The organism is Alishewanella sp. d11, assembly GCF_049390205.1.
Lineage (GTDB): Bacteria > Pseudomonadota > Gammaproteobacteria > Enterobacterales > Alteromonadaceae > Alishewanella.
In genome coordinates this window covers 1,121,582-1,143,886 of the sequence record NZ_CP186547.1, presented here as the reverse complement: position 1 = coordinate 1,143,886, position 22,305 = coordinate 1,121,582, and the positions used below count along the sequence as shown (strand labels likewise).

The window sequence follows — 22,305 nt, the reverse complement described above, 5'->3', positions numbered from 1 at the left end:
CATTGGTTATGGTAGTTCATTATTAAACCTATCATCGACTAAAAGAGCCTCTTTACTGATGCATTACTTATCCAAACTCAGTGTAGTATTTTTACCCTTAAGCTTACAGGTATCCGCAGTCGCCCAACCAGAGCCTGCCTTTGCTCAGTTTTTTCAACAATTAAGCCTACAGTGCGGTAAAGCTTATCCAGGTAAACTAACCTTGGAGCCGCCAGGCGATGCTATGCTAACCGGTACTGAATTGTTAATTGTGCATTTTCGCGAATGTAGCGAAACGCAATTAAAAGTGCCTTTTCATATAGAGTTGGAAGCAAGCCAAGAGTGGAATCGTTCTCGGACGTGGATTTTTACCAAGCATGCAGATAGGCTGGAGCTGCGCCATGATCATCGTACTAAAGCAGGTACTGATGACAAGGTCACCATGTATGGTGGTTTTTCGTATGGTGAAGGCACCGTTATTCGGCATGACTTTCAGTCGGTAGAGAGAACCGCTGAGTCTGGCTTTTATCGAGGCTGGCGCATTGAAATTGAACCCGGTGTGCGTTATACCTATGGCACGGTGCGTGGTGAGGAATGGAGCTGGCGCATTGATTTTGATTTAAGCCAGCCTCTCACTGAAATACCCCCCGCACCTTGGGGGCATTCGCCTTAAGCTAATAAGGATTTTTGCGTTGAGTCTTGCCGTGGCGCCCTTAGCTTGTTAGCATTTAGTATCACTATTTCAAGGATGACTTATGCGCTACGGGTTTCTTGCTTTATCATACATCTTACTGGCGTCACCATCGGTTTACAGCCAACAGCAATATACCGAGTCAGCCTGTATTTTATTGCAGCACCAAGTTAAACGCTTTAGTCATGACTTACATAGTAAAGTGTATCGAGAAAGTAAGTATCAGCTTGATACCTATTGTCGTAATCCTATCCCCACACCATTAGACGTAGCAAACTTTGTACCTGATAATCAAATAAGAACCGTAAGACCTTTTACGCCTCCGCCAGCGCCAACGTTGAGAGAAATGCTTGCTGCAGAAGTAAGCACCGTTGAGGCTGAGACACCTCTGCCTCCCATGCAGCAACCCGCTGCGGCTGCAGCAACCTCAGAAACGGATATAACATCAACTTTATTTGATAGTAAGCTAAAATTATTTACTGTTCCGTTAGTTTTGTTATTTGGTTTTATTGTGCTTCGTGGTCTTATCCGTAGGCTTTTTTAATCACCAAAGGTTGAATTACGATCGCTATGTTGTAAGCGGTCAATCACAATCATTAACGCTAATAACTGTTCAGTCCATTCTGGTTTGAAGATATCAACAGCGTAGGTATCTGACCAGCTAAACCATTTCTTGGAGACGCTCGCAATCAGCTGGCCTTGTTGGCGAATGTCATACTCATGCTGCCAGAAATTGCCTTTCATCTCCAGTTGCCCAAATGGCGTTTTTACCAAAAACCGGCTGCTTAAAAAGGCCCAAAAGCGTTTACGCACCAGCCATTCACTGCCATCGTTATTAACGATGCGACAAGCCGGCATGATCGACAGGTATTTGCGGCGAATTTTTAGTAATGGCAGGCCTGCAGCATTGGATAACGTTTGGCTACTGCTAAAACTGAATATTTTACCCTTGACCAAATATGCGGCTCGACCCCGTTCATCTTCAATAGTAAAGCTGTCTGTTAGGCTAAGTAATTTTTGTTTAATCAAATATTTCATCAAAGGTTCTCGCATGTAGTGAATTGGCTAAGCTTGTCGCGTAAAAAATCAAATAACACTCTAACTCTAGCAGCAACTGGGCCACGCTGGGGCCGATACAACGATAATGGCCATGGGGTTGGCTCTAACTGCGGCAATAATCTGACCAGTTCGCCTTGCTGTACTTTAGGCGCAGCCATAAAGTCAGCAACTTGCGCAAGTCCTAAGCCTGCGCAAACCGCCGCTAATTCTTGTTCGGCATCATTAACCAGAAAGCGCACTTTTCTTGGCTGATACGTTACCGCGTCTTTAAAAAACCACATCCACGGCTTGCCTGTTGCAGGATCAAGCATGCTGACCTGTTGCTGCGTAGCCAAATCCGCCAAGCTGCTGGGTGCGCCATGGCGTTTCAGGTAGTCTGGGTTGGCAACCAACCATAAGGCGACTTGTGACAACGATACTGCCACAAAGCTTTGATCGCGCAATAAACCCGCTCGAATGCCTAAATCAATTTGTTCATCCACCACAGCGCTATGTTGGTCTGATAAACGTAAATCCAGCCGAATGGCAGGGTATTGCTGCGCAAATTGCAGTAACACAGGCATTAACACGCTGCGCATCGCAGCAGGTGCCGTTAACCTTACCACACCGCTATGGCCATCGCGCAGTTGTCTTGGGCTTAGCAACTGCTCCAGTTGCCCAAGCTGTTGTTGGCAGTCGAGATAAAACTGTTGGCCAAATTCGGTCAGTCTGGTTTGCCGCGTGTTGCGATGAAACAACAGCTCGCCAGTCATTTGCTCTAACTGCTGAATGGCCCGCGTCACGGCTTGAGGTGAAATGGCCAGTTTGCTGGCAGTCGCCTTAAAGTGCGCTAACTCGGCCGCTGTACAGAAGATCCGCATTAACGCTAAAGCATCACGCATGGATTATTCCTTAAAATGGAATTCTAAAGTACGGATTGTTCCATTTTTGTGTGGGTTTTTCTAGCCTATACTGATGAAAGTTTAGTTATCGAACTGGAGAGTGAAGATGTCAAATAATGATGCTATTGCAGGAAAAGTGATTTTAATTACCGGTGCCAGTAGTGGCTTAGGTGAGAGCAGCGCGCGCTTATTGGCTAGCCGTGGCGCTAAACTGGTATTAGTGGCGCGGCGTGCTGAGCGCTTAGCGCAATTAGTAGCCGAAATCAGCGCCGCGGGTGGTGCTGCGGTGTACCAGGTCGCTGATGTGACTAAGCCAAGCGATTTGCAGGCCGCGGTAGCTTTGGCGATCAGCAGCTTTGGTCGTTTAGATGTGATGGTCAATAATGCCGGTTTAATGGCGATTGCCCCTATGTCTGAGCTGCGCGTTGCCGAGTGGGATCAGATGATCGATATCAACATCAAAGGGGTGTTGTATGGTATCGCCGCCGCGTTACCGGTGTTTCAACAACAAAACAGCGGCCATTTTATAAATGTCTCTTCTGTTGCCGGGATCAAAGTCTTTAGTCCGGGTGGCACGGTATATAGCGGAACTAAGTTTGCGGTACGTGCCATTAGCGAGGGGTTACGGCATGAAGTTGGCGGCGCTATTCGCACGACCACGATTTTACCTGGCGCGGTTGCCTCGGAGTTAAAGCATGGCAGTAAGCACAGTGCCAGTGCCGAGTATGTGCAAGCATTTTATCAACAAAATGAAATTCCAGCCGATTCAGTCGCGCGGGCCATTGCGTATGCGGTAGAGCAACCTGCGGATGTGGATATCAATGAGATTGTGCTAAGACCAACGGTGCAAGAGTTTTAAATAAAACAACGGGCGAAGTTACTTCGCCCGTTTTCGTTCTCTAGCAAGGTTACAGATCTTATTACTTGTAAAATGCTTCAACTGTGCCTTTGGCGGTCATCAGTAGTGGCTGGCCGCGGCGATCCAGTGCTTTAGCCGAGGCAATTTTTACCCAACCTTCGCTTATACAATATTCTTCCACATCAAAGCGCTCTTTGCCGTTAAGTTTAATGCCTACTTCATGTTCAAAAATCGCAGCATTATAAAATTTACTGCGTGGGTTTACGGATAAGCGATCGGGTAGTGCTGGCCGAGTGGTTTGGTCGTTCATAGTTTAGATCTTTGGTTAAAAAGAACATCATTGTAGGTAAAGCCATGGCGCGGCTCAAGCTTAACGACGAAACAGCGGCATTATTTTTGCTAAAAAGTGTTTGTGGTGTGCGAGTAGCCGATTTTGATACAGAGTAGCGGGGGAAACCGCTACTCTGTCTTTAACAATAGTGTGTTATGGATTGTAACTCACTGTTAAGGTAACGCCACTGAAGCTGCTGTATGCCCGAATACTGACATGCCAAACATCAGCTGCAGGATTGCTAAAATTGCAGCTCTCGGTATTACCTTGTAGGTAAGGGCGGCAATCGAACGTAGTGGTGGTTGGTCTAGCACCACGACGAACATGCAGATCCGCATCACCGGTACCGCCACTGATACTCGCGGTAAAGGTACGCATACCTGCTGGAACTGTTACGGTGTAGTGTAACCATCGGCTGGTACGGGCACTCAAGTTAGTTGCGGTGCTGGTATTACCGGCATTTCCGCCTCCGTCCGAATTGCCGAGTGCTGCTAATACAGCGGCATTGGCATCTACGATACCGGTACCACAGCCACTGCAGCTGGCTGGGAAACTACGCACGGTAGTTTTAAGAATTGTTTCAATTTCATCTGGCGTTGCTGAAGGTTTCGCTTGTTTTATCAAGGCTGCCACCCCGGCAACATGCGGAGCTGCCATTGAAGTGCCTTGGCTATAACCGTAGCTGTCGTTAGCGGGCGTTGTGCTACCGCTGTTATAGGTAGAAAGTACGCCATTAGGATCGTTGGCGGAGGTCATTTGACCACCGGGCGCTGCAACATCAATGCTTGTACCAAAATTAGAGTAGCTCGCTCGGCCGCCTTGACGGTTTGTGGCAGCGACATTGATTACGCCAGTACAATTTCCTGGGTTAAAGTTATTGGCGTTGGCATTACTGTTACCGGCAGCGACAACAATGGCTGCACCACGGCTACGTGCTTGATTTATTGCGTTTTGTGTGGTTACTGAACAGCTACCGCCGCCGCCTAAACTCATATTAATAACACTGGCTGGGTTGGGGTTAGCTGGTACACCGCTAACGGTTCCGCCAGCCGCCCAGATAATGCCATCAGCAATATCTGAGGTATAACCACCACATTTGCCTAATACGCGCACAGGAACGATTTTGGCGTTATAAGCAACACCTGCTACACCCGAATTATTATTAGATACTGCTGCGATGGTGCCCGCTACATGGGTACCATGCCAGCTAGAGGAACGAAAAGAGGTCGGTTGGCCGTTACCGCACTCACCAGCATTCGTCCAATCACCAGGATCTCTGGCATCATTGTCACGACCATTACCGTCATTACCGATAAAAGCATCCGAGATCATATCGTAACCTGGTAATAGGTTGGCATTTAAATCAACATGTGGGCGGAAGCCGGTATCTAGTACTGCTACAACTACGCCTTGTCCTGTTGCTCTATCCCAAGCAGCTGGCGCTCTAATACCCCCGGTATTTTCATAATAATGCCATTGATTACTGTAAAGTGTATCGTTGGGCGTCAGCGTGGGGTGTAACAGTCTGTCTTCTTCAACAAACTCGACCTCGTCATCCATGGCTAGTGTGCTTAACAGTTCAGCGGTTTCTTTGGTTGAGAGATGGTGATCAACGCTAAAAACGGCGTGTTGAGCAAGGGCGGTTTCTCGGACGAATTTTACAGGTTTGCCCGCATGCTGGCTTAAACGTTGGGCTTTAGTACTTAATCGCTCTGCCCGTCTTTGCTTGGCGATACTTGCTGGCAGGGTTTGAGTGAGATTGGCGGTTGGGCTTTCTTTATATTTGATAATTACTCTAGTGACTGGGCCATCTTGGTAGTTGTTGTTATCTGTAGCAAGGGCCGCTGGCACAAGCAGAGTGGTAGGTATACAAAGCAAGGCTATTGCATGTAATTTGAAATATTTATTTGGCATAAACACACCTTTTTTTATTGTGGTGGATTCCCTGGGATGATGACTACTTGCTATAACACCACAGCAACATCATCTGTATGTTGTATGACAAAGTTGTAGTGATTGTAAATTAGAAAAATCAGTAGTAAGAAACTGCTTGCAACGATTATCGGTACTGTTTTTCTGAAAAAGGTTTTTTTAAAAATTACTGTTTTAGCGCATACGAAGCTAAGAGGCGGAAAATCTGGCTTGTTGCTTAATTAGTACAAAGTTCTTTATAGCGTTTTGTTATTAGTAATAACGAATGGGTTTAAAAGGTTAACGGCTTTACGCATGCTAAAGCATTAACCTTTATAGTATTTTATGACTAGATGTTTAAAAATAGGGTGAGGTACTGCTTAGCCAAAGTGGCAAAAACAGAGTTTATTATCATCGGCATCACGTACATAAGCACCATAAAATTGTCCAGGAATGCGCTGGCCTGGTGCACCTTCGCAGCGGGCGCCTAATGCAATCGCTTTATGATACAGCTTATCTACCGCCTCTTTAGAGCCTGGCGCAAGAGATACCATATTACCATTGCCAGGTTGCGCGGGTTCTTTATTAAAAGGCACGCATACCGCGAGCATAGGTTGCGCCATGCTTTTACCAAAAAAGGTAATTCTATCCATATCTAACAGCTTTTTTGCGCCTAGCTCACTGAGCAGCTCGCTATAAAATGCTTTGGCAGCAGTAAAATCATTAACGCCTAATGTGACATAACTAATCATGTTAACTCCTAAAAGGTAGATTTCGAATTGTTAGCGCATGCTAAGGTAAACTAGGTTACTAGGTACAGACTTGCTTAATACGTAAAGCGCTTTAGTTTGGAGCTTCTATTTTATTGAGATGCAACCACGCTAATTTAAAGATTGTCTCAGCCGAGCTTTTGCCAACTCTGACCAAATGGCTGCTCTTTCCTGCTCGTTTAATAACGCAGATTGTTGACTAAAAACCATAAATATAGCTTGTTGGTAAAATGCCGGGCTTAATTGCCTTATTTGATTTGCATTAGGATGATTGCGAAGTTGTAACTCAGCAATTTCTTTGGCTAGTACATAACCATCTAATCTATTGTTGATCACCAAATCCAAACCAGCGCCAATAGAAGAGTCTAAGGATTGTAAAACGCCAAGCTCAGCTAGGAGTTGCTCAGTGACGTAGCCACTGGGTGTAGCCACTCCATGTTTGACATGATGAAAGGTTTTTCCATCCCATGTCAAAGCGCTATTGCTGGCACTGTAAACATAATAATCTAACATCGTTATGCGTTTATTGTCGTCTGGCGCATTGTTTTGATAAGGATAATAGAATTGTTGGCTTCGCTCTGCTGTCCAGCCAATGCCAATTACCGCATCAAGCTCACCTTTGATGGTTGCCGCAAGGCAGCGGCGCCATGGTAACTGGTGGAGTTCGTATGGTTGCTGGAGTGTTTCTAGTGCCTCTAATACGACGGCAAGATACACACCAAAAGCCGCTTCATAGCCAGCGCGATAGCTAAGTAAATCAGAGGTATCTTCCGGGGATTCATAACAAATCTTTAGCGGGGAATGCGCATAGGATGCTGTAGTTAACAGCAGCAATAAGCTTAGCAAAGGTGTGGCAAGCTTCATTGTTAAAGATTTGGTTGGCTGAAAGACTGCTTTAATGGTAACACTAAGTTTTAGGCTGTAAAGCGCTGTTTAGCGATCCTGAAACAAATTTTGCCAACTGCGCGGTTAATCCTAGTTTAATCAGAGAGGTTTTCTGCTCTACGGTTTACTAAAAGGATAAAGCAATCGCTATGCATTAAAATAGCGCTTTGACTCTGCGACAGTCTCTGGCAGACTTCCAGAAGTCTTTTAAGTTTAGGTTAGGAATGGCGCAATGAAACGAGATACCCGATTAATTCATGCAGGCCGCAGTAAAAAATGGACTGGCAGTGCGGTCAATCCGCCTGTGGTTCGCGCCTCTACTATTGTGTTTGATACTATGGCTGAATTAAAAGCAGCCACCCAGCAACGTGGTAACCGCGTGCCTTTTTATGGCCGTCGCGGTACAGCAACGCATTTTGCTTTTCAAGAAGCGATGTGTGAGCTGGAAGGTGGGGTCGGTTGTGCACTTTATCCTTGTGGTGCGGCAGCCATTAGTGGCGCCTTGTTGGCCTTTTTAAAACAAGGCGATCATCTATTGATGGTCGATACAGCTTACGAGCCCACGCGCAGTTTATGTAATAAATTACTGGCAGGGTTAGGTATAGAAACCACCTATTACGATCCTATGATCGGGGCGGGTATTGCTGCTTTAATTAAGTCCAATACGCGAGTGATCTTCTTAGAGTCGCCTGGCTCGCTGACGATGGAAGTGCAAGATATTCCGGCCATTTGCCAAGTCGCAAAACAACACAATATTATTACGATACTAGATAATACTTGGGCCTCGCCTATTTTATGCCGTCCTTTTGAGCTTGGCGTGGATATCTCAATTCAAGCCGCAACCAAGTACATTATTGGCCATTCTGATGTGATGCTGGGTACTGCAACGGCCAATGAGCAATGCTGGCCACAACTGCGTGAACAAAGTTATCTACTGGGCTATTGTGCCTCTGCTGATGACGTTTATGCCGCCAGTCGCGGTTTGCGTACGTTAGGCGTTAGGTTAAAGCAACATGAGCAAAATGCATTAATGATAGCTAACTGGCTGGCGCAGCGGCCAGAAGTCGCTGCTATTCGGCATCCTGCTTTTGCCGATAATCCAGGACATGCGTTTTTTAAACGAGATTTTTCCGGTAGCAATGGTCTCTTTTCATTTGTACTAAAGCAGGGATCAGCCGCTCAAGTACAAGCTTTTATTGAAGGTATGCAGCATTTTAAGATGGGCTTTTCTTGGGGAGGCTATGAAAGCCTTATTACAGCGACTCTGAATGTGCAAGCGCTACGCTCAGCCACCACCTGGCCTTTCAGCGGACCTCTGTTGCGGTTACATATAGGTTTGGAAGATCCCGAGGATCTGATTGCCGATCTAGAATTGGCTTTTACCCGCTTCGCGACTGTCTAAAATTTATTCATACTTATGCAGATTTTAAACTGTTTCCACATAGTTTGAAATCTGCTTCCAGCCTGCTTAATTCATAGCCAGCTTGTTCGTACCTTAAACAAATACTGAATGAATATTCATCAAACAGTGTTTTTTAAGCAACTTCCGCTAGCAGTTTTGCTGATAATCCATACAATGCCGGCCCTCTGAAGGTTTTTAATTTTGCTGTCACCATGATAGCGAAATGATCTTGGCCGGTTTTCGGCTGTTTTTATCAGGAGTTACTATGTCTGTACGTTCTTCCTCTGCGGTTTTAGGCCGCTTGAGTATGGTTGCTGTTGCCGTAGCCGCGGCCAGTCCGGTAGCAGTAATGGCACAAACAACGGAAGCTGCGCCAGAGCGAATTCAGGTTACGGGTTCGCGTATTTTACGGGAAGGTGCTATTGCTCCATCACCGGTGACGGTCATTTCAGGCCGCGATTTAGTTGAAACCGGCGCCATGAATATTGGTGAAGTGTTAAAAGAGCTTCCTTCGTTGGCGGCGACTTACACCTTAGCCAATGCTGGACGCTCTATTGGTACTGCCGGTATCAGTTTGCTGGATTTACGTGGTATGGGTTCTGCTCGTACTTTAGTGTTGGTTGACGGTCGTCGTCATGTATCAAGCAGCGCAGGTTCAGCGTCAGTTGATACCAACAGTATTCCTACTGCTTGGTTAGATTCTGTTGAAATTATTACGGGTGGTGCTTCTGCAGTATACGGTGCGGATGCGGTAACGGGTGTTGTTAATTTCCGTCTGAAAAAAGATATCCAAGGTTTTGATTTAGTGGTTAGCAAAGGTTTTGCTGATGATAATCCTTATGAAAACCACAAAGCCTTACTTTCGTTTGGTACCGATTTCGCTGCTGGCCGGGGTAATTTTGCCGTTGCTGCTGAGTTTTCTGGCCAAAATGGCATGAACGCAACTGAGCGCAGTTTAACACGCACCCCTTTTATGGCCGTTGCGAACCCGGCTAATAAAGATTCTCGTGGTCCAGATGGTGTAACCATACATGACGGTGTTGCCGATAGAATTACTGTGGCAAATGCCGGTTGGTACGACAGCTCAACAGGTGGTAACTTCAAGTTAAACGGTGACTGGTACATCTTTGATCAAGATGGCAGCGTGCGTTTGCAAGAGCTGGGTACTACTTACGGTAACATTGAGCATTGCAGTAATTGTGAGTTTTTAAATTTACGTGAGTATCAGGACTTACAACCAGGGTTTAATCGGCAAAACCTCAACATGAAAGCAAACTTCGATGTGACCGACGGCATCAACTTGTTTGCAGAAGCAAAGTATGCGCGTAGCAAAGGCAGCAGCGAAGGTCAGCCGTCATTTTTCGAATACCGCAGTGCCATTGCTATTCAACGTGATAATGCTTATCTAGATGACAGCTTAGCTGCGTTAATGGATGCCAATGGCTTAACCTCAATTCGTATTCACCGTTTCCAAAAAGATGCGGGACGCCGTTTTGAAGAAAACACGCGTACCACGTCACGTTTTGTGGCGGGAGCCCAAGGTGAACTTTCTGCGGATTGGGGCTTTGAGACTTACCTGACGCATGGCGAAACGCTCTTAGAGCAAGTGAACTACAATAACTTAATGCGTACCAACTTTGCTCAGTCGGTAGATGCAATTAAAGATGCGAACGGTAATATTGTGTGCCGTGATGCCACTGCTCGTGCCAATGGCTGTGCTCCTACGAGCTTATTTGGTGATAATGCCATCAATCAAGCGGCCCGCGACTGGTTTAATACCACGTCTTACAGCAGCAGTAAGATTGTGCAGCAGGTTGCGAACGCCAGCGTTAACAACAGTGCTTTGTTTGAATTACCTGCAGGCATGGTTGGCTTCTCAGCGGGTGTGGAATACCGTAAAGAAGAAAGTGAATCTATTCCTGATCGCTTTGCTGCCACTGGCGCAACATTCTTAAATGCCTTGCAATATGAGCGCGGTGACTTCAGCGTAAGAGAAGCGTTTACCGAGATTTCATTACCGCTAATAGCGGATTTACCTTTCATCCAAGATTTAGTGTTTGATGCCGCTGTACGTTATGCGGATTACAGCACTATTGGCGAAGCCACAAGCTGGAAAACCGGTTTAGATTGGAGCGTTAATGGTGAGCTACGCGTTCGGGCAACTTACTCTGAAGCCTTACGTGCGCCGAACATTGGTGAATTATTTGGACCACAAAACCAAACCTTCTTTAGCGTCACCGATCCTTGTGCTACCACCGAGCGGCAGAGCAAATCGCGTGTAGATAATTGCGCGGCAATCGGCATTGCTCCAGATCTCGTCTTGAACAATCCACCTTCTACGGTTGAAGGTCTAAATGGTGGCAATCCAGACTTACGTGCTGAGGAATCTGAAAGTTATACCATTGGTTTTGTTTACCAGCCTGATTTTATCAGTGGCTTAAGCATGACGGTTGATTACTGGTCGATTGAAATTAACGACGCTATTGCTTCTATTTCAGCGCAAAACATTCTGAATCGTTGTGTAGACTCAGTTAATGGTCCAAATATGCAGTTCTGTAATTTGGTGCAACGAAACCCAGAAAACCAGACCATACGTTTAATTACGTCTGTAGTGCAAAACGTAGCATCGCAAACTGCAAGCGGCGTAGACTTTGAATTTGGTTACGATTTTGATGCCTTAAATGGTCGTTTCAATACGAAATTAATTGGTACTTGGTTAGAGTCACGCAAAACCTTCTCATTCCAAGACTTTCCGTCAGAGTTTATTGAAAATGCGGGTGTTGCTGGTGATGCAACATGGCAAGCCAACTTAAGCGTAAACTATCGTTATGACGCTTGGACGGCAGGCTTCAAAACCCGTTATATTGATGCGGTATCACTCTTTACTGAGCAGTCTCTGGCGATAAACCCAGATCCAAGTGATATTATGAGCTACGGCAGTTATTTCGTCACAGATGTTCGCTTTGGTTATGACTTTGCTAGCGGCGTTAAAGTTGCTATCGGTATGGATAACGTATTTGATCGCGATTTACCTGGCGTAACAACAGGAACTACTGCAGCAACGGGCTTGTATAACAATATTGGTCGTTTCTACTACACCAGTTTGTCATACGCTTTCTAAGCTTGTTGTTAAACAGATGACTCAAAAAGCCCGAACACGTTTCGGGCTTTTTTATCTTCTCGGAATGTTAAAATGTTTTTTCAATATTTAAATTAGCAGACTGATTTGAGTTCTGTGCCGTGTATTTGTAAGTCAGCGTGATAACTTTTTACACAATTTCGCCCTTGTTGTTTTGCCAGATATAATGCTTGATCTGCTTGTTGCAATAAGACTTGCCATTGTTCAGTATTGCTAGTGCTTGCCAAACCGATGCTCACCGTAATAGTTAGAGAGTCAATTGCGGTAATAGGTCGCTGCGCAACAGTTTCGCGAATTCTATTGGCAATACTTGTTGCATTAAGTTCATTGGTATTGGGTAAACAGATTAAAAACTCTTCACCACCATAGCGAAATAACACATCATAATCCCGTGATAATTCATTGATTATTTTTGCAACATGCTTGATGACCGCGTCGCCAGTGGTATGGCCTAAGTTATCGTTTACTTGTTTAAAGTGATCAATATCCAGCAGCAAAAAACTGGTTGGTAGTTTTTCTCTTGCTGCTCTATGTAGCTCTGCCGTTAAGCGAAGATCAAGTGAGCGCCTATTTAATAAGCCCGTTAGTGCATCACGCTCAGAAAGTTGAATTAACGCTTGGCGTTGTTGGCTATGGCTGAGCATAATCATGCAGCCAAAGATCAGAATGACAAAGGCGGTGAGATTAAAAAAGATCACGCTTTGTATCATTGCGTGATTATGATCAGGCAGCAACTGTTGGGAGTAAAGCGCGTTGTAGCTTAAGCGAAATAACAGCTGCAGAATGTTAAAACTAAAAATGGCGATAAAAGCCAGATACACTTTGCCTAGAACATGATTTTTAAAGCGCCATAGCATGCTGATACACCAGAGATTAAGTAAGATCACCGCAGGTATGATGATGAGCATCCGAAACAGCAGCTGCTCTTGGGCAAGTTCGGAAAAATGCAGTAGGAAAGCTGCGATGGGGATTAAAAGCAAACCATTCCGCTTGCCGGGTAACTGCAGATGCCGGTGTATACCTGCGGCCAGAGCAACATTGGTACTCAGGTTAAGTACATTAGATAGTGCCGGTTGTAACCAATAGGGTAGGTGGTAACCCGCATAAATTAGCGCCGTAAGGGATGAATTAAGAAAAAAGCAACAACCTGCTAGCATAAAATAGCGCTGATAACGAAACTGGCGCTCGGCTTTATTTTGCAAAGTCAGTACCGTTGTTACCACAACAGCTATAAAGGCATTAATAACCGTAAGGGTAAATACATCCATAAACGCGTTTAAGCCTCTGGCAACAAGTGGCGTAAATGTAACACAATACGCATATATCAGACAATTAAACCAACATGAATAGCCTGATTTTCGTCTGGTTTAAAACGATTTTTCATAAATACCCTTTGGCTTTAATATTTAAAATGTTCAATGTTAAAGCTTGAAAATAACTATAAATCAAAGAGATGATATGCATCCACATATTGAGAAACTGTATCAAACGGCAGCGAAAGCTGAACGCACCATTATCGGTTTAATGAGCGGCACCTCGCTAGACGGTTTAGACATTGCATTGTGTAAAATTCGGGGTGCGGGTTTACAGACAGAGCTGAAGGTTGAGCATTTTTGTACCCTGCCTTACTCGGCTGATTTTCAAGCACGGGTGCGAGCGGTATTTTCAAAACGCGAGGTGGATTTGCAAACACTCACCTTGCTTAACCCGTGGATTGCTAAGGTACATGGTCAGTTGATTAACCAGTGTTTAGCCGAGTGGCAGATCGCCGCTACTGACATTGATGTGATTGCCAGTCATGGTCAGACCGTATTTCATTGTCCGTTACGTCAGCATCAAGATCCACAATGGGGAAATGCGACCTTGCAGCTTGGCGATGGTGATCATCTAGCGGTAACCACTGGCATTACCACGATCAGTGATTTTCGGCAAAAGCATATTGCTGCAGGGGGTGAGGGCGCGCCTTTAGCAGTGTATGGCGATTATCTCCTGTTTAGTTCAGCAACAGAAAATCGCATTATGTTGAATATTGGCGGTATTGCTAATTTAACCTGGTTACCGCAAAGCCGCGATGCCAATGCCGTGTTTAGCACCGATATCGGCCCTGGTAATACCTTAATGGATGCTTATATTCGGCAGGTGCAACCTGGTCAGTACTTTGACGAGGGCGCGCAGTTAGCCTTACAAGGTCAAGTCTCGCTGAGTTTGCTTAGTGCCTTACAGCAAGATCCATTTTTTAGCCTTAGCTTTCCAAAAACTACGGGGCCGGAAGTGTTTAACTTGGCTTATTTGCAACGCGCGCAACACGCCAGTGGTACGCTATTATTGACCGCAGCTGATGTGATGGCCACCTTAAATGCCTTTACTGCCACTATGATTGCGCAAGCGATTAAAAACAGCTGCGCAGCTGAAAGAGCCGTGGTGTATGCCAGTGGTGGCGGCATTCATAATCCGCTCTTAATGCAGCAATTACGCCAGCAGCTGCCGCAGTGTCGGATCACCACCACTGCCGAGCTGAACATTAACCCTGACGCCAAAGAAGCTGTATTATTTGCCTTACTTGCGAATGAGTGTTTGGTCGGAGGCCAGCAACGCTTTAGTAACGCTAGAGAGGGGATCCCGAGCGTTACTATGGGGAAGGTCAGTTTTGCAGATTGAAATTAGGTGTTAATACCTTGCGTATCTAGTGCTTTTTTATCTCGATACGACCGCTTACGGTGTTGATTTCAATATTGCCGCTGCCATTACCGGCGCTATAGGTCAGACTTGACGCGGGACCATATTTAGCGCGATTAGGTTTATCGTTAGTTAACGTATTTTTGATACTGCCCCCCGCTGACGTTTTTAATGCAACTTGAGCATCCAGCTGCGCTGGTAAAGCTAGTTCGAATTTGCCACTGACCGAGCTGCCTTTGATAGTCGGTGCTACTTGGTTATGTAAATCCAGTTCAATATCACCATTTACACTAGATAAGGCGACTTGCTGAGTGCCATTTAACACCAAGTCAACCTCACCATTAACGACTGTGACCATAAGCTCGGTGGGGTTGCTCTCCAGTTCAATACTGCCATTGATTGATTCTACTGATATGCGCCCTTCGGAGGTTTTGTCGTCAATTTCACCATTCACTGTTTTAAGAGTGATTTGTCCTTGTAATGCCTCGCTGTCAATTTTGCCGTTTACCGTACTTAACGTAACACTATTTGTTAAACGAAGCGCGTTAATATCACCATTGACGGTGTTAATTAGGCTACTACCTTGGATACCGCTGGCAGTTACATTCACATTGACACCGCTAAATTCAATATTGCTGCCAACAGGCACGGTAATCACTAAAGCTGAACCATTACTTTTACTCTGATCACTTTCAATAAGCTGCTTGGGCATTTTTACACTAAACTTTGTAAAACCCTTCGCTGAGTCTAGTGTGAAACCTTCGGCTTGTTCATCCAACTTTCCAGACACCCGGAATTGATTATCTGATGCCGCTTTAATTTCTACGCTGCCCCGTTGTACATCCAAGCTGATTTTTTCATTAGCACTGACAGCTCTGACTTCATCAATACTTTGCTGGCTAGTAGCAAAGACCCATGTGCTGATGAGTAATAAAGCGAGTGTAGAACCTAATATTTGTATTTTCATCATCATTTCCTTAAGGTTGTAGAGAGACGTTGGGTAGCTCAGTGAGATTACTAAGGTAATCAAGTTGTTGTTGATACAGCGTGAGTAATTTTTGCTGTAAAAAGCTATCCTCTGGATACAGACGCAGCACCAAATGCACTTGATTAATTGCATCTTGCCAAATGCTAAGCTGCCATTGCCAATCTCCATAAGCGGTATTGACGGCAGTCATTGCCGCTAAGCGTTGCTGCAGCTGTTGTTGATACTGCTGCTCTAATTGCGCCAAGTGGATAACTGGCTCAGGATTAAACGACTGCCAAAATAGCACCGCTACAATTAGGCTAGCGGCTACTGCACTGAGCCACAGCCGGGCGCGTTTTGATGGCGGCTTGCTTAGCTGTTGCGTTATTTCAGGCCAAAGATCACGCTCGGGTGTAATTTCCGCGGGTAATTTGGTTAGCAGGCTATCAAGGTCATTCTGCTGCATTTAACCACTCCTGTAACAATTGTCTGGCGCGATGGTACTGTGCTTTACTGCTACCTTCGGCAATTTGTAATAGCTTGGCAATTTCTTGGTGTTGATAACCTTCAATGGCAAAGAGCACAAAAACTGCTCTGGCTTGCTTGGGCAACTTTAAGATCAATTTGTCTAAAAGCTGAAGTTCTTGGGCTGGCTCTGCAATGAGATCCAGATCAGCTTCATCCAGTAATCGGGCAAATTTATCTTGCCGCCAACTATCAATCGCCGTATTAACGGCTATGCGATGCAACCAGGTTGAAAATTGGCTATCAGCGCGAAAATGCGGTAACTGCTGCCATATTTGCACAAAGGTCTCCTGTGTCGCCTCTTCTGCCTTAGCGCGAGTTGCTAATAGACGCAAACAGATCGCGTAGACGCGAGCGGAGTATTGCTTGTATAGCTGTTCATATGCTGTTTGATCTCCCGCAATCACCTGCTGAATCAAAACGTTTTCGTGTCGTTGCATGGTTAAGTCTGTTTTGGCACATGATGGGTTAGTCGTCGTGTCAGCTTAAAAGGTTTAAATAGGTTTAAATATTTTTTTTCGATACTACCTAGGGGTTTTTTGGTAATAAAATTACATTTTTGACTAAGTTTTATGACGGCATTATCACGACAAGAATAAGGGTTTATTATTAATTTAATATAATTCAGAATCTTAAAAATAAAATTGTTACAGTTGAAATTTATTAATCTGTATGGTGATTTCTTCTCGTTTGTAAGAACAAGTTCATTGTTGTAATTTTATTACGTGGCCAGCAATGAGTGGCCACCCAAAATCATTTTGCAGGAGAGAACAGACATGACTATTTCAACTCGTAAACTTGTTACCAGCTTGGCGGTGGTATTGTTGTCGTCAAGTCCTTTGCTCGCTTCTGCTGCGAGCACGGGCTATAAAATGGCGTTAATTGAGGATGCGCCCGGTGCTGCTTTTATTAAAGCCGGACAATTTGCAGAAGCGATTGCGCAGGTTCAAGCAGAAGACGCTGATAAAAGTGAACCTTTTTATCGTCAAGTCAGTTTGTGTGTTGCCTACAGCAGCACCGCAGACTTTACCTTAGCGGCGACAGCCTGTGGTGATGCGGTTCAACTGGCTGCCAATTTACAGGCAATCCCGCGCTCAGCCAAACGTGAAATGCGCGCCTTAGCATTAAATAACCGTGGTGTGATGCACTTAATGGCGGGTGATAAAGTAGCAGCGTTACAAGACTTTATCCAAGCAGTGCGTATCGATAACTCAGAGCTGACTTTGGCTAACCTTGAGCGCTTAACGGTGAGCATCAATGGTGTAGAAGTACAGGAAATTGCTTTGCAGGCTGCAGAGTAATCGCAAAGGAACTTGCGTTAAAGCCCAGCGTTATGCTGGGCTTTTCGTTATGGCAAGTCGTTAAAGCAAATAGCTACTGCCATCTTTAGCGGTAAAGCTTTTATCGCCTCGGCTACGACAACTGACTTGACGGCCTGAGACTAAGCTAAACCAGCTGCACTCTGGCTCAGTCGTTTGCAGCTGAATATCATCAATGCCTGCAGGATCTTTGCTACCCTGTAAGCCGCCTTTATTCAATATTAGTTCAACATGGCGTCCTTGATTTTGCAGTAACAGTGCTTCAGGCGTTTCACGATGACCAATTAAGCCAATAAACTGGCTTGGATCAGCTAAACCACTGGTGCTGCCGTCATGAAAGAACGCCAAAAGTTGTTGATAATAGACGACATAGCTTGCAACCGCTTGGTGTGAGCCGCGGGCAAGCGGGAAGGTTTTATCCAGAAAGCCTTTTGAATAGTCCATAATTTGTTTTACATGGCTCTCATTCAGTTGGGTAATCATCTGCATTTCATGTTGAATATGCAGTGGTTGTGGATTTGCTAATGTCGTCATTTCTTTTTCCTCATCAGGTACGCTATCTTTGCCTCAGACAAGGCTGTATGGGTGCAGTGGCGTGTAGCTTCAGTGCTCGTGCCATCTCATCTTTTGCTTCGCAGAAATTTTCTACTGCCGTTTTCGCGATAGCTTTTGCTATTGCTTGAAAACTAGTCTAGATTAATTTTACTGATAATTTCACAATAAAAATTTTACAGTGTGAATTTTACAAAATGAAAATTAATAAAAGCCTAATTCGTAAGTCACATTTTCTGGGTACTAAGATTAGAAATCTTAGAAAACGTAATAACTTAACTATCGAAGATTTATCGACTCGTTGTGTAAGGTTAAATCCAGAAGCTGCGCCTTCGGTGTCTTATTTATCGATGATCGAGCGCGGTAAGCGGGTGCCGAGTATCGATATGTTAGAAGTGATCGCACAGGTTTTTCAAAAAGATCTGGAGTGGTTTTTAGATGCGGAAGCGGAAGAACAAGATTTAGTTTTACCCAAAAACAGTAAAGGCGGGCTGCATGGCATGCCGCTCGAACCGGCGTTTTTATTTAATACCGACATTCTACAAATTGCGATACCAGAATTATTGGCACAAACGGGCACCAGTGGCCGGCAATTTGCACAACTGTTGATTCGAGCGCATCAAGAGCATCATCAAAATCATTTCCCAGAATTGGAGCGCGCTGCAGAGGAGGTAGGCTTAAAGCGTTTACCCTTATCGGTGGCAGATTTATTGCAAATTGTCGAGCAGCTAGGCCTAAGTATTCGTTGGTATGAAGAAGCGCCAAAAGAAATTTTGGATGAACTTGGTGTCAGATCGCAAAATATTGGCACCTCCTATTTTACGCCACCCAGAACCTTGTATCTTAACAAGATCCTGCAGCAATGGCCTACGCGCTTAAAGTATGAGTTGGCGGTGCATATTGGTCATGCCGTATTGCATAACAAGGATGGTGTGAAAAGCTCGATGGCGGTGGGTGGAGCACTGGATGAAGGGAATAGTGACAGTGTTAGCATGGCACCGCAGGATATTCTACATGCTTGGCGTGACTTTGAATCGAGCTTTTTCGCGGGCGCTTTACTCTGCCCCAAGCAAGCCTTTCGACAATTATTAGAAAGACGTGGTTATGAAATTGCTAGCCATCTGCAGGCCGAGGTTTCGGCGTCGGTGGCCATGCGTCGTATGACCGCGGTTTCACCTTACCCACACTGGCATTATTTTGATGCCTACAGTCCGGGTAAGTTAAAAGCGGTCTATCGCGGTAATGGTATTCCGTTACCTTGGGGCAATATGCGGCAAGTAACCGACCCTTGTCAGCACTGGGCGGTATTTCGGATGTTTGATGTCAAAGAGACGGGCAGTTCAGCACAGCTTTCGTTGTTAGATGTTAACGGTGAGCCCCGTATTTACTGTTGTGAATCGACCAAGGTGCAAGATTTAGCCGGTAATAATCATGTGTTGTGTGCCGGTATTGATTTAAATCCGGCTATTGCCGCGCAAGGTATTGATGCCGCCAGTTTAGCCTTAGAAATGAAAGCCCGTTGCATTCAGTATGGGGGCGCGGCGAGTGTGCCGCAGAGTATTCAAAGCACTTTGAAGCGCGTTGCTAATATTCTTAATATCAATTGGGTGAGTCGCAGTATGACGAAACCGGCACAACTTATTTGTGCCAGAGGTGGGCGTTGCCCAAGATCGCCCAGCTGTTATAAATGTGAACAGCTTGACTCAAATTGATTTTTTCTTTTGGCTTTAGCGGATAAAGGTTAATATTAGCGAAAATTAATTAATTTCAAATGATTTTGAGCTGCCACTGAGGGGTATTTTGTTAGTAAAATATAACCCATTTGGGTAGTATTGGCTTGTCGAATACTGCCAAACTGCTTTATGCTGTGAATACACTATAGGTCTAGTTGTTTGAAAAAGAACAGTATCATGTTCTTAATTAAGGCCAAAATAATGCTTGAACGTTTTAAACGCTTTTTTATGGTCACGGAAGCCCACCTGAATTCTGCCTCAATGCCAACGGTTAGGCAAAGTGCTCTTCGAATTCTGTTATCTATCGGTTTGCTACTGATTTTAGGTATTCTGCTGCATAGCGCAGGGCAGGATGCGATAAATCTGCATTTTCATCTGGCTATTACTCTAGCGTTTTGTGGCTTCATTGGTGCAGCGTTATTTTTTTCTAATAAATATCAATTTTTTAGCAGTGTATTGTTGATGTTCACTGTTTTTGCTGCTGGTGTAGCGATATCGATTTTTGTACAGCATCCCGATTTGGCGCGTCTCGGGGTGATTTTTGTGTATACGGCTCCTTTAATTAGTCTGCTGTTTTTCCCTCCGTGGGTGACCTTTGGCTTGGTTGTGTTTAATTTGCTGCCATTCTATTTGTTGATGAATCGTAGCTCATACGATTTTTTCGCAATAACCCTCATGGATTTACCTCATACCCATGAATATCTACATAGTCTATTATTTTTGTTTTTTAACGTTTGTATACCACTGGCTATTTTAAGGGTTCTAGCCACATTAAAACGCAATGCAACAGCTTTAGCTGCGGTTAATCATCAACTCAGTTGTAGTCATCAACTCTACGAAGACATGTTTGAGAATACGCAAATTGCTACTTTATTAATAAACAAAGAGGGCGAACTGTTAAAATTAAATCATAAAGCTTGTGATTTATTGGGGATAGCACAGGCTAACGCAGAAAAGTTAAGCGAATTATTAACGCCTGCAGCGGAAGACGTCGATGCTATTGCTCAGTTTGCCGCACCCTTTGAGGGGTTGCATCCTGTTGAATGCTATTGCTTAAAGCGACCTGGTAGTGTGGTGTTGTTGACGAAAATTGGCCAAACAGAAAGCGAGCATTTGATTTTGCAGCTGGAAGATCTATCGACATTACGGGCACTGCATCAGCGTTTAGAGCACAAAGAGCAAGAGCATAAAATTCTGCAAGCCTATGACTTGCTCACCTCATTACCCAATGCTTTATTATTTAATCGCCTGATAAACAAACGCTTACAGCGTCAAGCGACAGGCGTTATGGCGATTATTCGCTTATGCAATATCAAATCGTTTAATCAACAACACGGTTATAATGCCGGCGATGAGCTTTTGAAATGCTTTGCACATCGTGCTCGAGAAGCGCTGTCTGGCAGGGTGCAGTTGGCAAGATTGCGTGGTGTAAAATTTATTGCTTGGGGTGGATTAGCGAGCTCCAAAGAGAGTGCTAATGATTTCGGGCAGGCATTGCTTGCAACATTACCCAAGCAATTGGTAATGGGTAATCAAGCTGTCATGCTCAGTTATGAACTCGGGCTAACGATTACAGAGGGCGTCGCGACCAGTTCAGAGCAATATATCGAGCAGTGTGAGTCAGCCTTAGAGTTTGCTGAGCATTATCATCAACCTATTGCTTTTTATACTGCGGCTGCGATTGCAGAGCGAGAGGCGGAGAATCAGCTGTTGGCCGAGTTAAAACAAGCCCTGCAACAGCAGCAGCTGGTATTGTGGTTGCAACCAAAGGTTGCAGCGCAAGGCCAAATAGAAAGTTTTGAAGCCTTATTGCGCTGGGAAAAGCAGCCTGGGCTGTTTATTCCACCAGATAAAATTGTCATGCTAGCGGAAAAGTACGGCTTTTTAGTCCAGTTATCTAGCTTTGTGTTAAAGCAAGCAACAACATTATTGTTGTACTGGGCAAAACATAAGGTGCCTTTTAAATTGTCCATCAATTTAGCCGGCCCCGATATTATGGACGCACTATTCTTTGCTGAACTGGTGTCTTTAGCTACCCATCAGCCAGAACTGGTGGAAAAGCTAGAAATTGAATTAACAGAGACCAGTATTATCAGCAAGCCACAACAGATGTTTGAAAAACTCACGGTATTGAAGAAACTCGGTTTCGACATTGCCATTGATGATTTTGGTACTGGCCAAGCCTCCTTGAGTTTATTAGCAAAACTGCCAGCGAGTACTTTAAAATTAGATCGTAGTTTTTTACATGGTTTTCCAGAAGATCGATTACAGTTAAAAGTGCTACAGGCCACCATTCAATTAGCAAAATCGCTTAATCTTAAATTAATTGTGGAAGGTGTTGAGACCGAATTACAGCAAAAGTTGTTAATTCGCTTAGGCTGTGAGCATATGCAAGGATTCTTATTTGCCAAGCCGGCAGCCATCGAAAGCTGGCACCAGCATAGTGTATTTTCACCCTATTTTGCCGACAAGCAAACCGCAAAGGGGTTGGCGGTTGAAAAACGACAAGCTCACTAAGTTGGTAATCTAGCGTTACTGCTATGTTTTGATATTGCTAGGCAAACAGTCTGCGGCATTCTATGCTCTTTAGACCAGAGCGGCTCTACAGCCATATTTTCGTGGGGGA

20 protein-coding genes are annotated in these 22,305 nt (G+C 44.7%); 9 read left to right on the top strand and 11 right to left on the bottom strand.

The genetic code is table 11. The features are described 5' to 3' along the window. Nucleotides 1-58: 58 nt before the first annotated feature. Both ACO1PK_RS05245 and ACO1PK_RS05240 read left to right on the top strand, forming a co-directional pair. On the top strand, nt 59-652 hold the full coding sequence (locus tag ACO1PK_RS05245; protein ID WP_423187620.1) for a hypothetical protein: 594 nt from the start codon (nt 59-61) through the stop codon (nt 650-652). 82 nt (nt 653-734) lie between these two features. Continuing rightward, nucleotides 735-1,214, top strand: a complete 480-nt coding sequence (locus ACO1PK_RS05240) for a hypothetical protein (protein WP_423187619.1) — start codon at nt 735-737, stop codon at nt 1,212-1,214. Here the strand turns inward: ACO1PK_RS05240 and ACO1PK_RS05235 are convergent. Continuing rightward, a complete protein-coding gene (locus tag ACO1PK_RS05235) occupies nt 1,211-1,708 on the bottom strand; it encodes an LURP-one-related/scramblase family protein (protein ID WP_423187618.1) in 498 nt (165 codons plus the stop codon). The two genes, ACO1PK_RS05240 and ACO1PK_RS05235, sit on opposite strands and share 4 nt — an antisense overlap. Then, a complete protein-coding gene (locus ACO1PK_RS05230; protein ID WP_423187617.1) occupies nt 1,708-2,610 on the bottom strand; it encodes a LysR family transcriptional regulator in 903 nt (300 codons plus the stop codon). The genes ACO1PK_RS05235 and ACO1PK_RS05230 overlap by 1 nt, the downstream gene beginning before the upstream one ends. Nucleotides 2,611-2,716: 106 nt before the next feature. On the opposite strand from ACO1PK_RS05230, the gene ACO1PK_RS05225 reads away from it, so the two are divergent. Further along, nucleotides 2,717-3,469, top strand: coding sequence for an SDR family oxidoreductase (locus ACO1PK_RS05225; protein WP_423187616.1), 753 nt, complete (start codon nt 2,717-2,719; stop codon nt 3,467-3,469). 61 nt (nt 3,470-3,530) lie between these two features. On the opposite strand, the gene ACO1PK_RS05220 is transcribed toward ACO1PK_RS05225, so the two are convergent. The 4 genes from ACO1PK_RS05220 to ACO1PK_RS05205 all read right to left on the bottom strand — a co-directional run bounded on the left by ACO1PK_RS05220 (nt 3,531) and on the right by ACO1PK_RS05205 (nt 7,345). Further along, a complete protein-coding gene (locus tag ACO1PK_RS05220; protein ID WP_423187615.1) occupies nt 3,531-3,779 on the bottom strand; it encodes a DUF3297 family protein in 249 nt (82 codons plus the stop codon). A 174-nt stretch (nt 3,780-3,953) separates the two neighbouring features. Continuing rightward, entirely contained in the window at nt 3,954-5,714 is a 1,761-nt protein-coding gene (locus tag ACO1PK_RS05215) for a S8 family peptidase (RefSeq protein WP_423187614.1), read from the bottom strand. A 377-nt stretch (nt 5,715-6,091) separates the two neighbouring features. Beyond that, entirely contained in the window at nt 6,092-6,463 is a 372-nt protein-coding gene (locus ACO1PK_RS05210; protein WP_423187613.1) for a VOC family protein, read from the bottom strand. Nucleotides 6,464-6,592: 129 nt separating this feature from the next. After that, nucleotides 6,593-7,345, bottom strand: coding sequence for a substrate-binding periplasmic protein (locus tag ACO1PK_RS05205; RefSeq protein ID WP_423187612.1), 753 nt, complete (start codon nt 7,343-7,345; stop codon nt 6,593-6,595). 253 nt (nt 7,346-7,598) lie between these two features. Here ACO1PK_RS05205 and ACO1PK_RS05200 point away from each other — a divergent pair, with 253 nt between their 5' ends. Continuing rightward, nucleotides 7,599-8,768, top strand: a complete 1,170-nt coding sequence (locus ACO1PK_RS05200) for a cystathionine beta-lyase (RefSeq protein WP_423187611.1) — start codon at nt 7,599-7,601, stop codon at nt 8,766-8,768. 265 nt (nt 8,769-9,033) lie between these two features. Then, nucleotides 9,034-11,889, top strand: coding sequence for a TonB-dependent receptor domain-containing protein (locus ACO1PK_RS05195; protein WP_423187610.1), 2,856 nt, complete (start codon nt 9,034-9,036; stop codon nt 11,887-11,889). A gap of 92 nt (nt 11,890-11,981) precedes the next feature. On the opposite strand, the gene ACO1PK_RS05190 is transcribed toward ACO1PK_RS05195, so the two are convergent. Further along, nucleotides 11,982-13,175, bottom strand: coding sequence for a GGDEF domain-containing protein (locus ACO1PK_RS05190; RefSeq protein WP_423187609.1), 1,194 nt, complete (start codon nt 13,173-13,175; stop codon nt 11,982-11,984). Between the two features lie 190 nt (nt 13,176-13,365). Between ACO1PK_RS05190 and ACO1PK_RS05185 the strand changes: the two genes are divergently transcribed. Further along, nucleotides 13,366-14,565 (top strand): anhydro-N-acetylmuramic acid kinase, encoded by a 1,200-nt coding sequence (locus ACO1PK_RS05185; RefSeq protein WP_423187608.1) that lies wholly within the window; start codon nt 13,366-13,368, stop codon nt 14,563-14,565. A 25-nt stretch (nt 14,566-14,590) separates the two neighbouring features. Here ACO1PK_RS05185 and ACO1PK_RS05180 read toward each other — a convergent pair whose 3' ends face one another. Genes ACO1PK_RS05180 through ACO1PK_RS05170 form a run of 3 tightly spaced genes read right to left on the bottom strand, consistent with a single transcriptional unit; the run spans nt 14,591 to nt 16,515 of the window. After that, complete coding sequence (locus tag ACO1PK_RS05180) at nt 14,591-15,550, bottom strand: DUF4097 family beta strand repeat-containing protein (RefSeq protein ID WP_423187607.1); 960 nt, start codon at nt 15,548-15,550, stop codon at nt 14,591-14,593. A gap of 10 nt (nt 15,551-15,560) precedes the next feature. Continuing rightward, nucleotides 15,561-16,016, bottom strand: coding sequence for a hypothetical protein (locus tag ACO1PK_RS05175; RefSeq protein ID WP_423187606.1), 456 nt, complete (start codon nt 16,014-16,016; stop codon nt 15,561-15,563). Continuing rightward, nucleotides 16,003-16,515 (bottom strand): RNA polymerase sigma factor, encoded by a 513-nt coding sequence (locus ACO1PK_RS05170; RefSeq protein ID WP_423187605.1) that lies wholly within the window; start codon nt 16,513-16,515, stop codon nt 16,003-16,005. The genes ACO1PK_RS05175 and ACO1PK_RS05170 overlap by 14 nt, the downstream gene beginning before the upstream one ends. Before the next feature lie 336 nt (nt 16,516-16,851). Here ACO1PK_RS05170 and ACO1PK_RS05165 point away from each other — a divergent pair, with 336 nt between their 5' ends. Then, entirely contained in the window at nt 16,852-17,376 is a 525-nt protein-coding gene (locus ACO1PK_RS05165) for a hypothetical protein (RefSeq protein ID WP_423187604.1), read from the top strand. 60 nt (nt 17,377-17,436) lie between these two features. On the opposite strand, the gene ACO1PK_RS05160 is transcribed toward ACO1PK_RS05165, so the two are convergent. Then, on the bottom strand, nt 17,437-17,928 hold the full coding sequence (locus tag ACO1PK_RS05160) for a malate synthase (protein ID WP_423187603.1): 492 nt from the start codon (nt 17,926-17,928) through the stop codon (nt 17,437-17,439). A gap of 215 nt (nt 17,929-18,143) precedes the next feature. Between ACO1PK_RS05160 and ACO1PK_RS05155 the strand changes: the two genes are divergently transcribed. Beyond that, nucleotides 18,144-19,658 (top strand): DUF3612 domain-containing protein, encoded by a 1,515-nt coding sequence (locus ACO1PK_RS05155; protein WP_423187602.1) that lies wholly within the window; start codon nt 18,144-18,146, stop codon nt 19,656-19,658. A gap of 198 nt (nt 19,659-19,856) precedes the next feature. Next, on the top strand, nt 19,857-22,196 hold the full coding sequence (locus ACO1PK_RS05150; RefSeq protein WP_423187601.1) for an EAL domain-containing protein: 2,340 nt from the start codon (nt 19,857-19,859) through the stop codon (nt 22,194-22,196). Nucleotides 22,197-22,305: the final 109 nt, after the last annotated feature.

What these genes read in the sequence shown, in the direction of transcription:
- ACO1PK_RS05245 (WP_423187620.1), top strand. Translation starts at nt 59, where the DNA reads ATGCATTACTTATCCAAACTCAGTGTAGTATTTTTACCCTTAAGCTTA.
- ACO1PK_RS05240 (WP_423187619.1), top strand. Translation starts at nt 735, where the DNA reads ATGCGCTACGGGTTTCTTGCTTTATCATACATCTTACTGGCGTCACCA.
- ACO1PK_RS05235 (WP_423187618.1), bottom strand. Translation starts at nt 1,708, where the DNA reads ATGAAATATTTGATTAAACAAAAATTACTTAGCCTAACAGACAGCTTT.
- ACO1PK_RS05230 (WP_423187617.1), bottom strand. Translation starts at nt 2,610, where the DNA reads ATGCGTGATGCTTTAGCGTTAATGCGGATCTTCTGTACAGCGGCCGAG.
- ACO1PK_RS05225 (WP_423187616.1), top strand. Translation starts at nt 2,717, where the DNA reads ATGTCAAATAATGATGCTATTGCAGGAAAAGTGATTTTAATTACCGGT.
- ACO1PK_RS05220 (WP_423187615.1), bottom strand. Translation starts at nt 3,779, where the DNA reads ATGAACGACCAAACCACTCGGCCAGCACTACCCGATCGCTTATCCGTA.
- ACO1PK_RS05215 (WP_423187614.1), bottom strand. Translation starts at nt 5,714, where the DNA reads ATGCCAAATAAATATTTCAAATTACATGCAATAGCCTTGCTTTGTATA.
- ACO1PK_RS05210 (WP_423187613.1), bottom strand. Translation starts at nt 6,463, where the DNA reads ATGATTAGTTATGTCACATTAGGCGTTAATGATTTTACTGCTGCCAAA.
- ACO1PK_RS05205 (WP_423187612.1), bottom strand. Translation starts at nt 7,345, where the DNA reads ATGAAGCTTGCCACACCTTTGCTAAGCTTATTGCTGCTGTTAACTACA.
- ACO1PK_RS05200 (WP_423187611.1), top strand. Translation starts at nt 7,599, where the DNA reads ATGAAACGAGATACCCGATTAATTCATGCAGGCCGCAGTAAAAAATGG.
- ACO1PK_RS05195 (WP_423187610.1), top strand. Translation starts at nt 9,034, where the DNA reads ATGTCTGTACGTTCTTCCTCTGCGGTTTTAGGCCGCTTGAGTATGGTT.
- ACO1PK_RS05190 (WP_423187609.1), bottom strand. Translation starts at nt 13,175, where the DNA reads ATGGATGTATTTACCCTTACGGTTATTAATGCCTTTATAGCTGTTGTG.
- ACO1PK_RS05185 (WP_423187608.1), top strand. Translation starts at nt 13,366, where the DNA reads ATGCATCCACATATTGAGAAACTGTATCAAACGGCAGCGAAAGCTGAA.
- ACO1PK_RS05180 (WP_423187607.1), bottom strand. Translation starts at nt 15,550, where the DNA reads ATGAAAATACAAATATTAGGTTCTACACTCGCTTTATTACTCATCAGC.
- ACO1PK_RS05175 (WP_423187606.1), bottom strand. Translation starts at nt 16,016, where the DNA reads ATGCAGCAGAATGACCTTGATAGCCTGCTAACCAAATTACCCGCGGAA.
- ACO1PK_RS05170 (WP_423187605.1), bottom strand. Translation starts at nt 16,515, where the DNA reads ATGCAACGACACGAAAACGTTTTGATTCAGCAGGTGATTGCGGGAGAT.
- ACO1PK_RS05165 (WP_423187604.1), top strand. Translation starts at nt 16,852, where the DNA reads ATGACTATTTCAACTCGTAAACTTGTTACCAGCTTGGCGGTGGTATTG.
- ACO1PK_RS05160 (WP_423187603.1), bottom strand. Translation starts at nt 17,928, where the DNA reads ATGACGACATTAGCAAATCCACAACCACTGCATATTCAACATGAAATG.
- ACO1PK_RS05155 (WP_423187602.1), top strand. Translation starts at nt 18,144, where the DNA reads ATGAAAATTAATAAAAGCCTAATTCGTAAGTCACATTTTCTGGGTACT.
- ACO1PK_RS05150 (WP_423187601.1), top strand. Translation starts at nt 19,857, where the DNA reads ATGTTCTTAATTAAGGCCAAAATAATGCTTGAACGTTTTAAACGCTTT.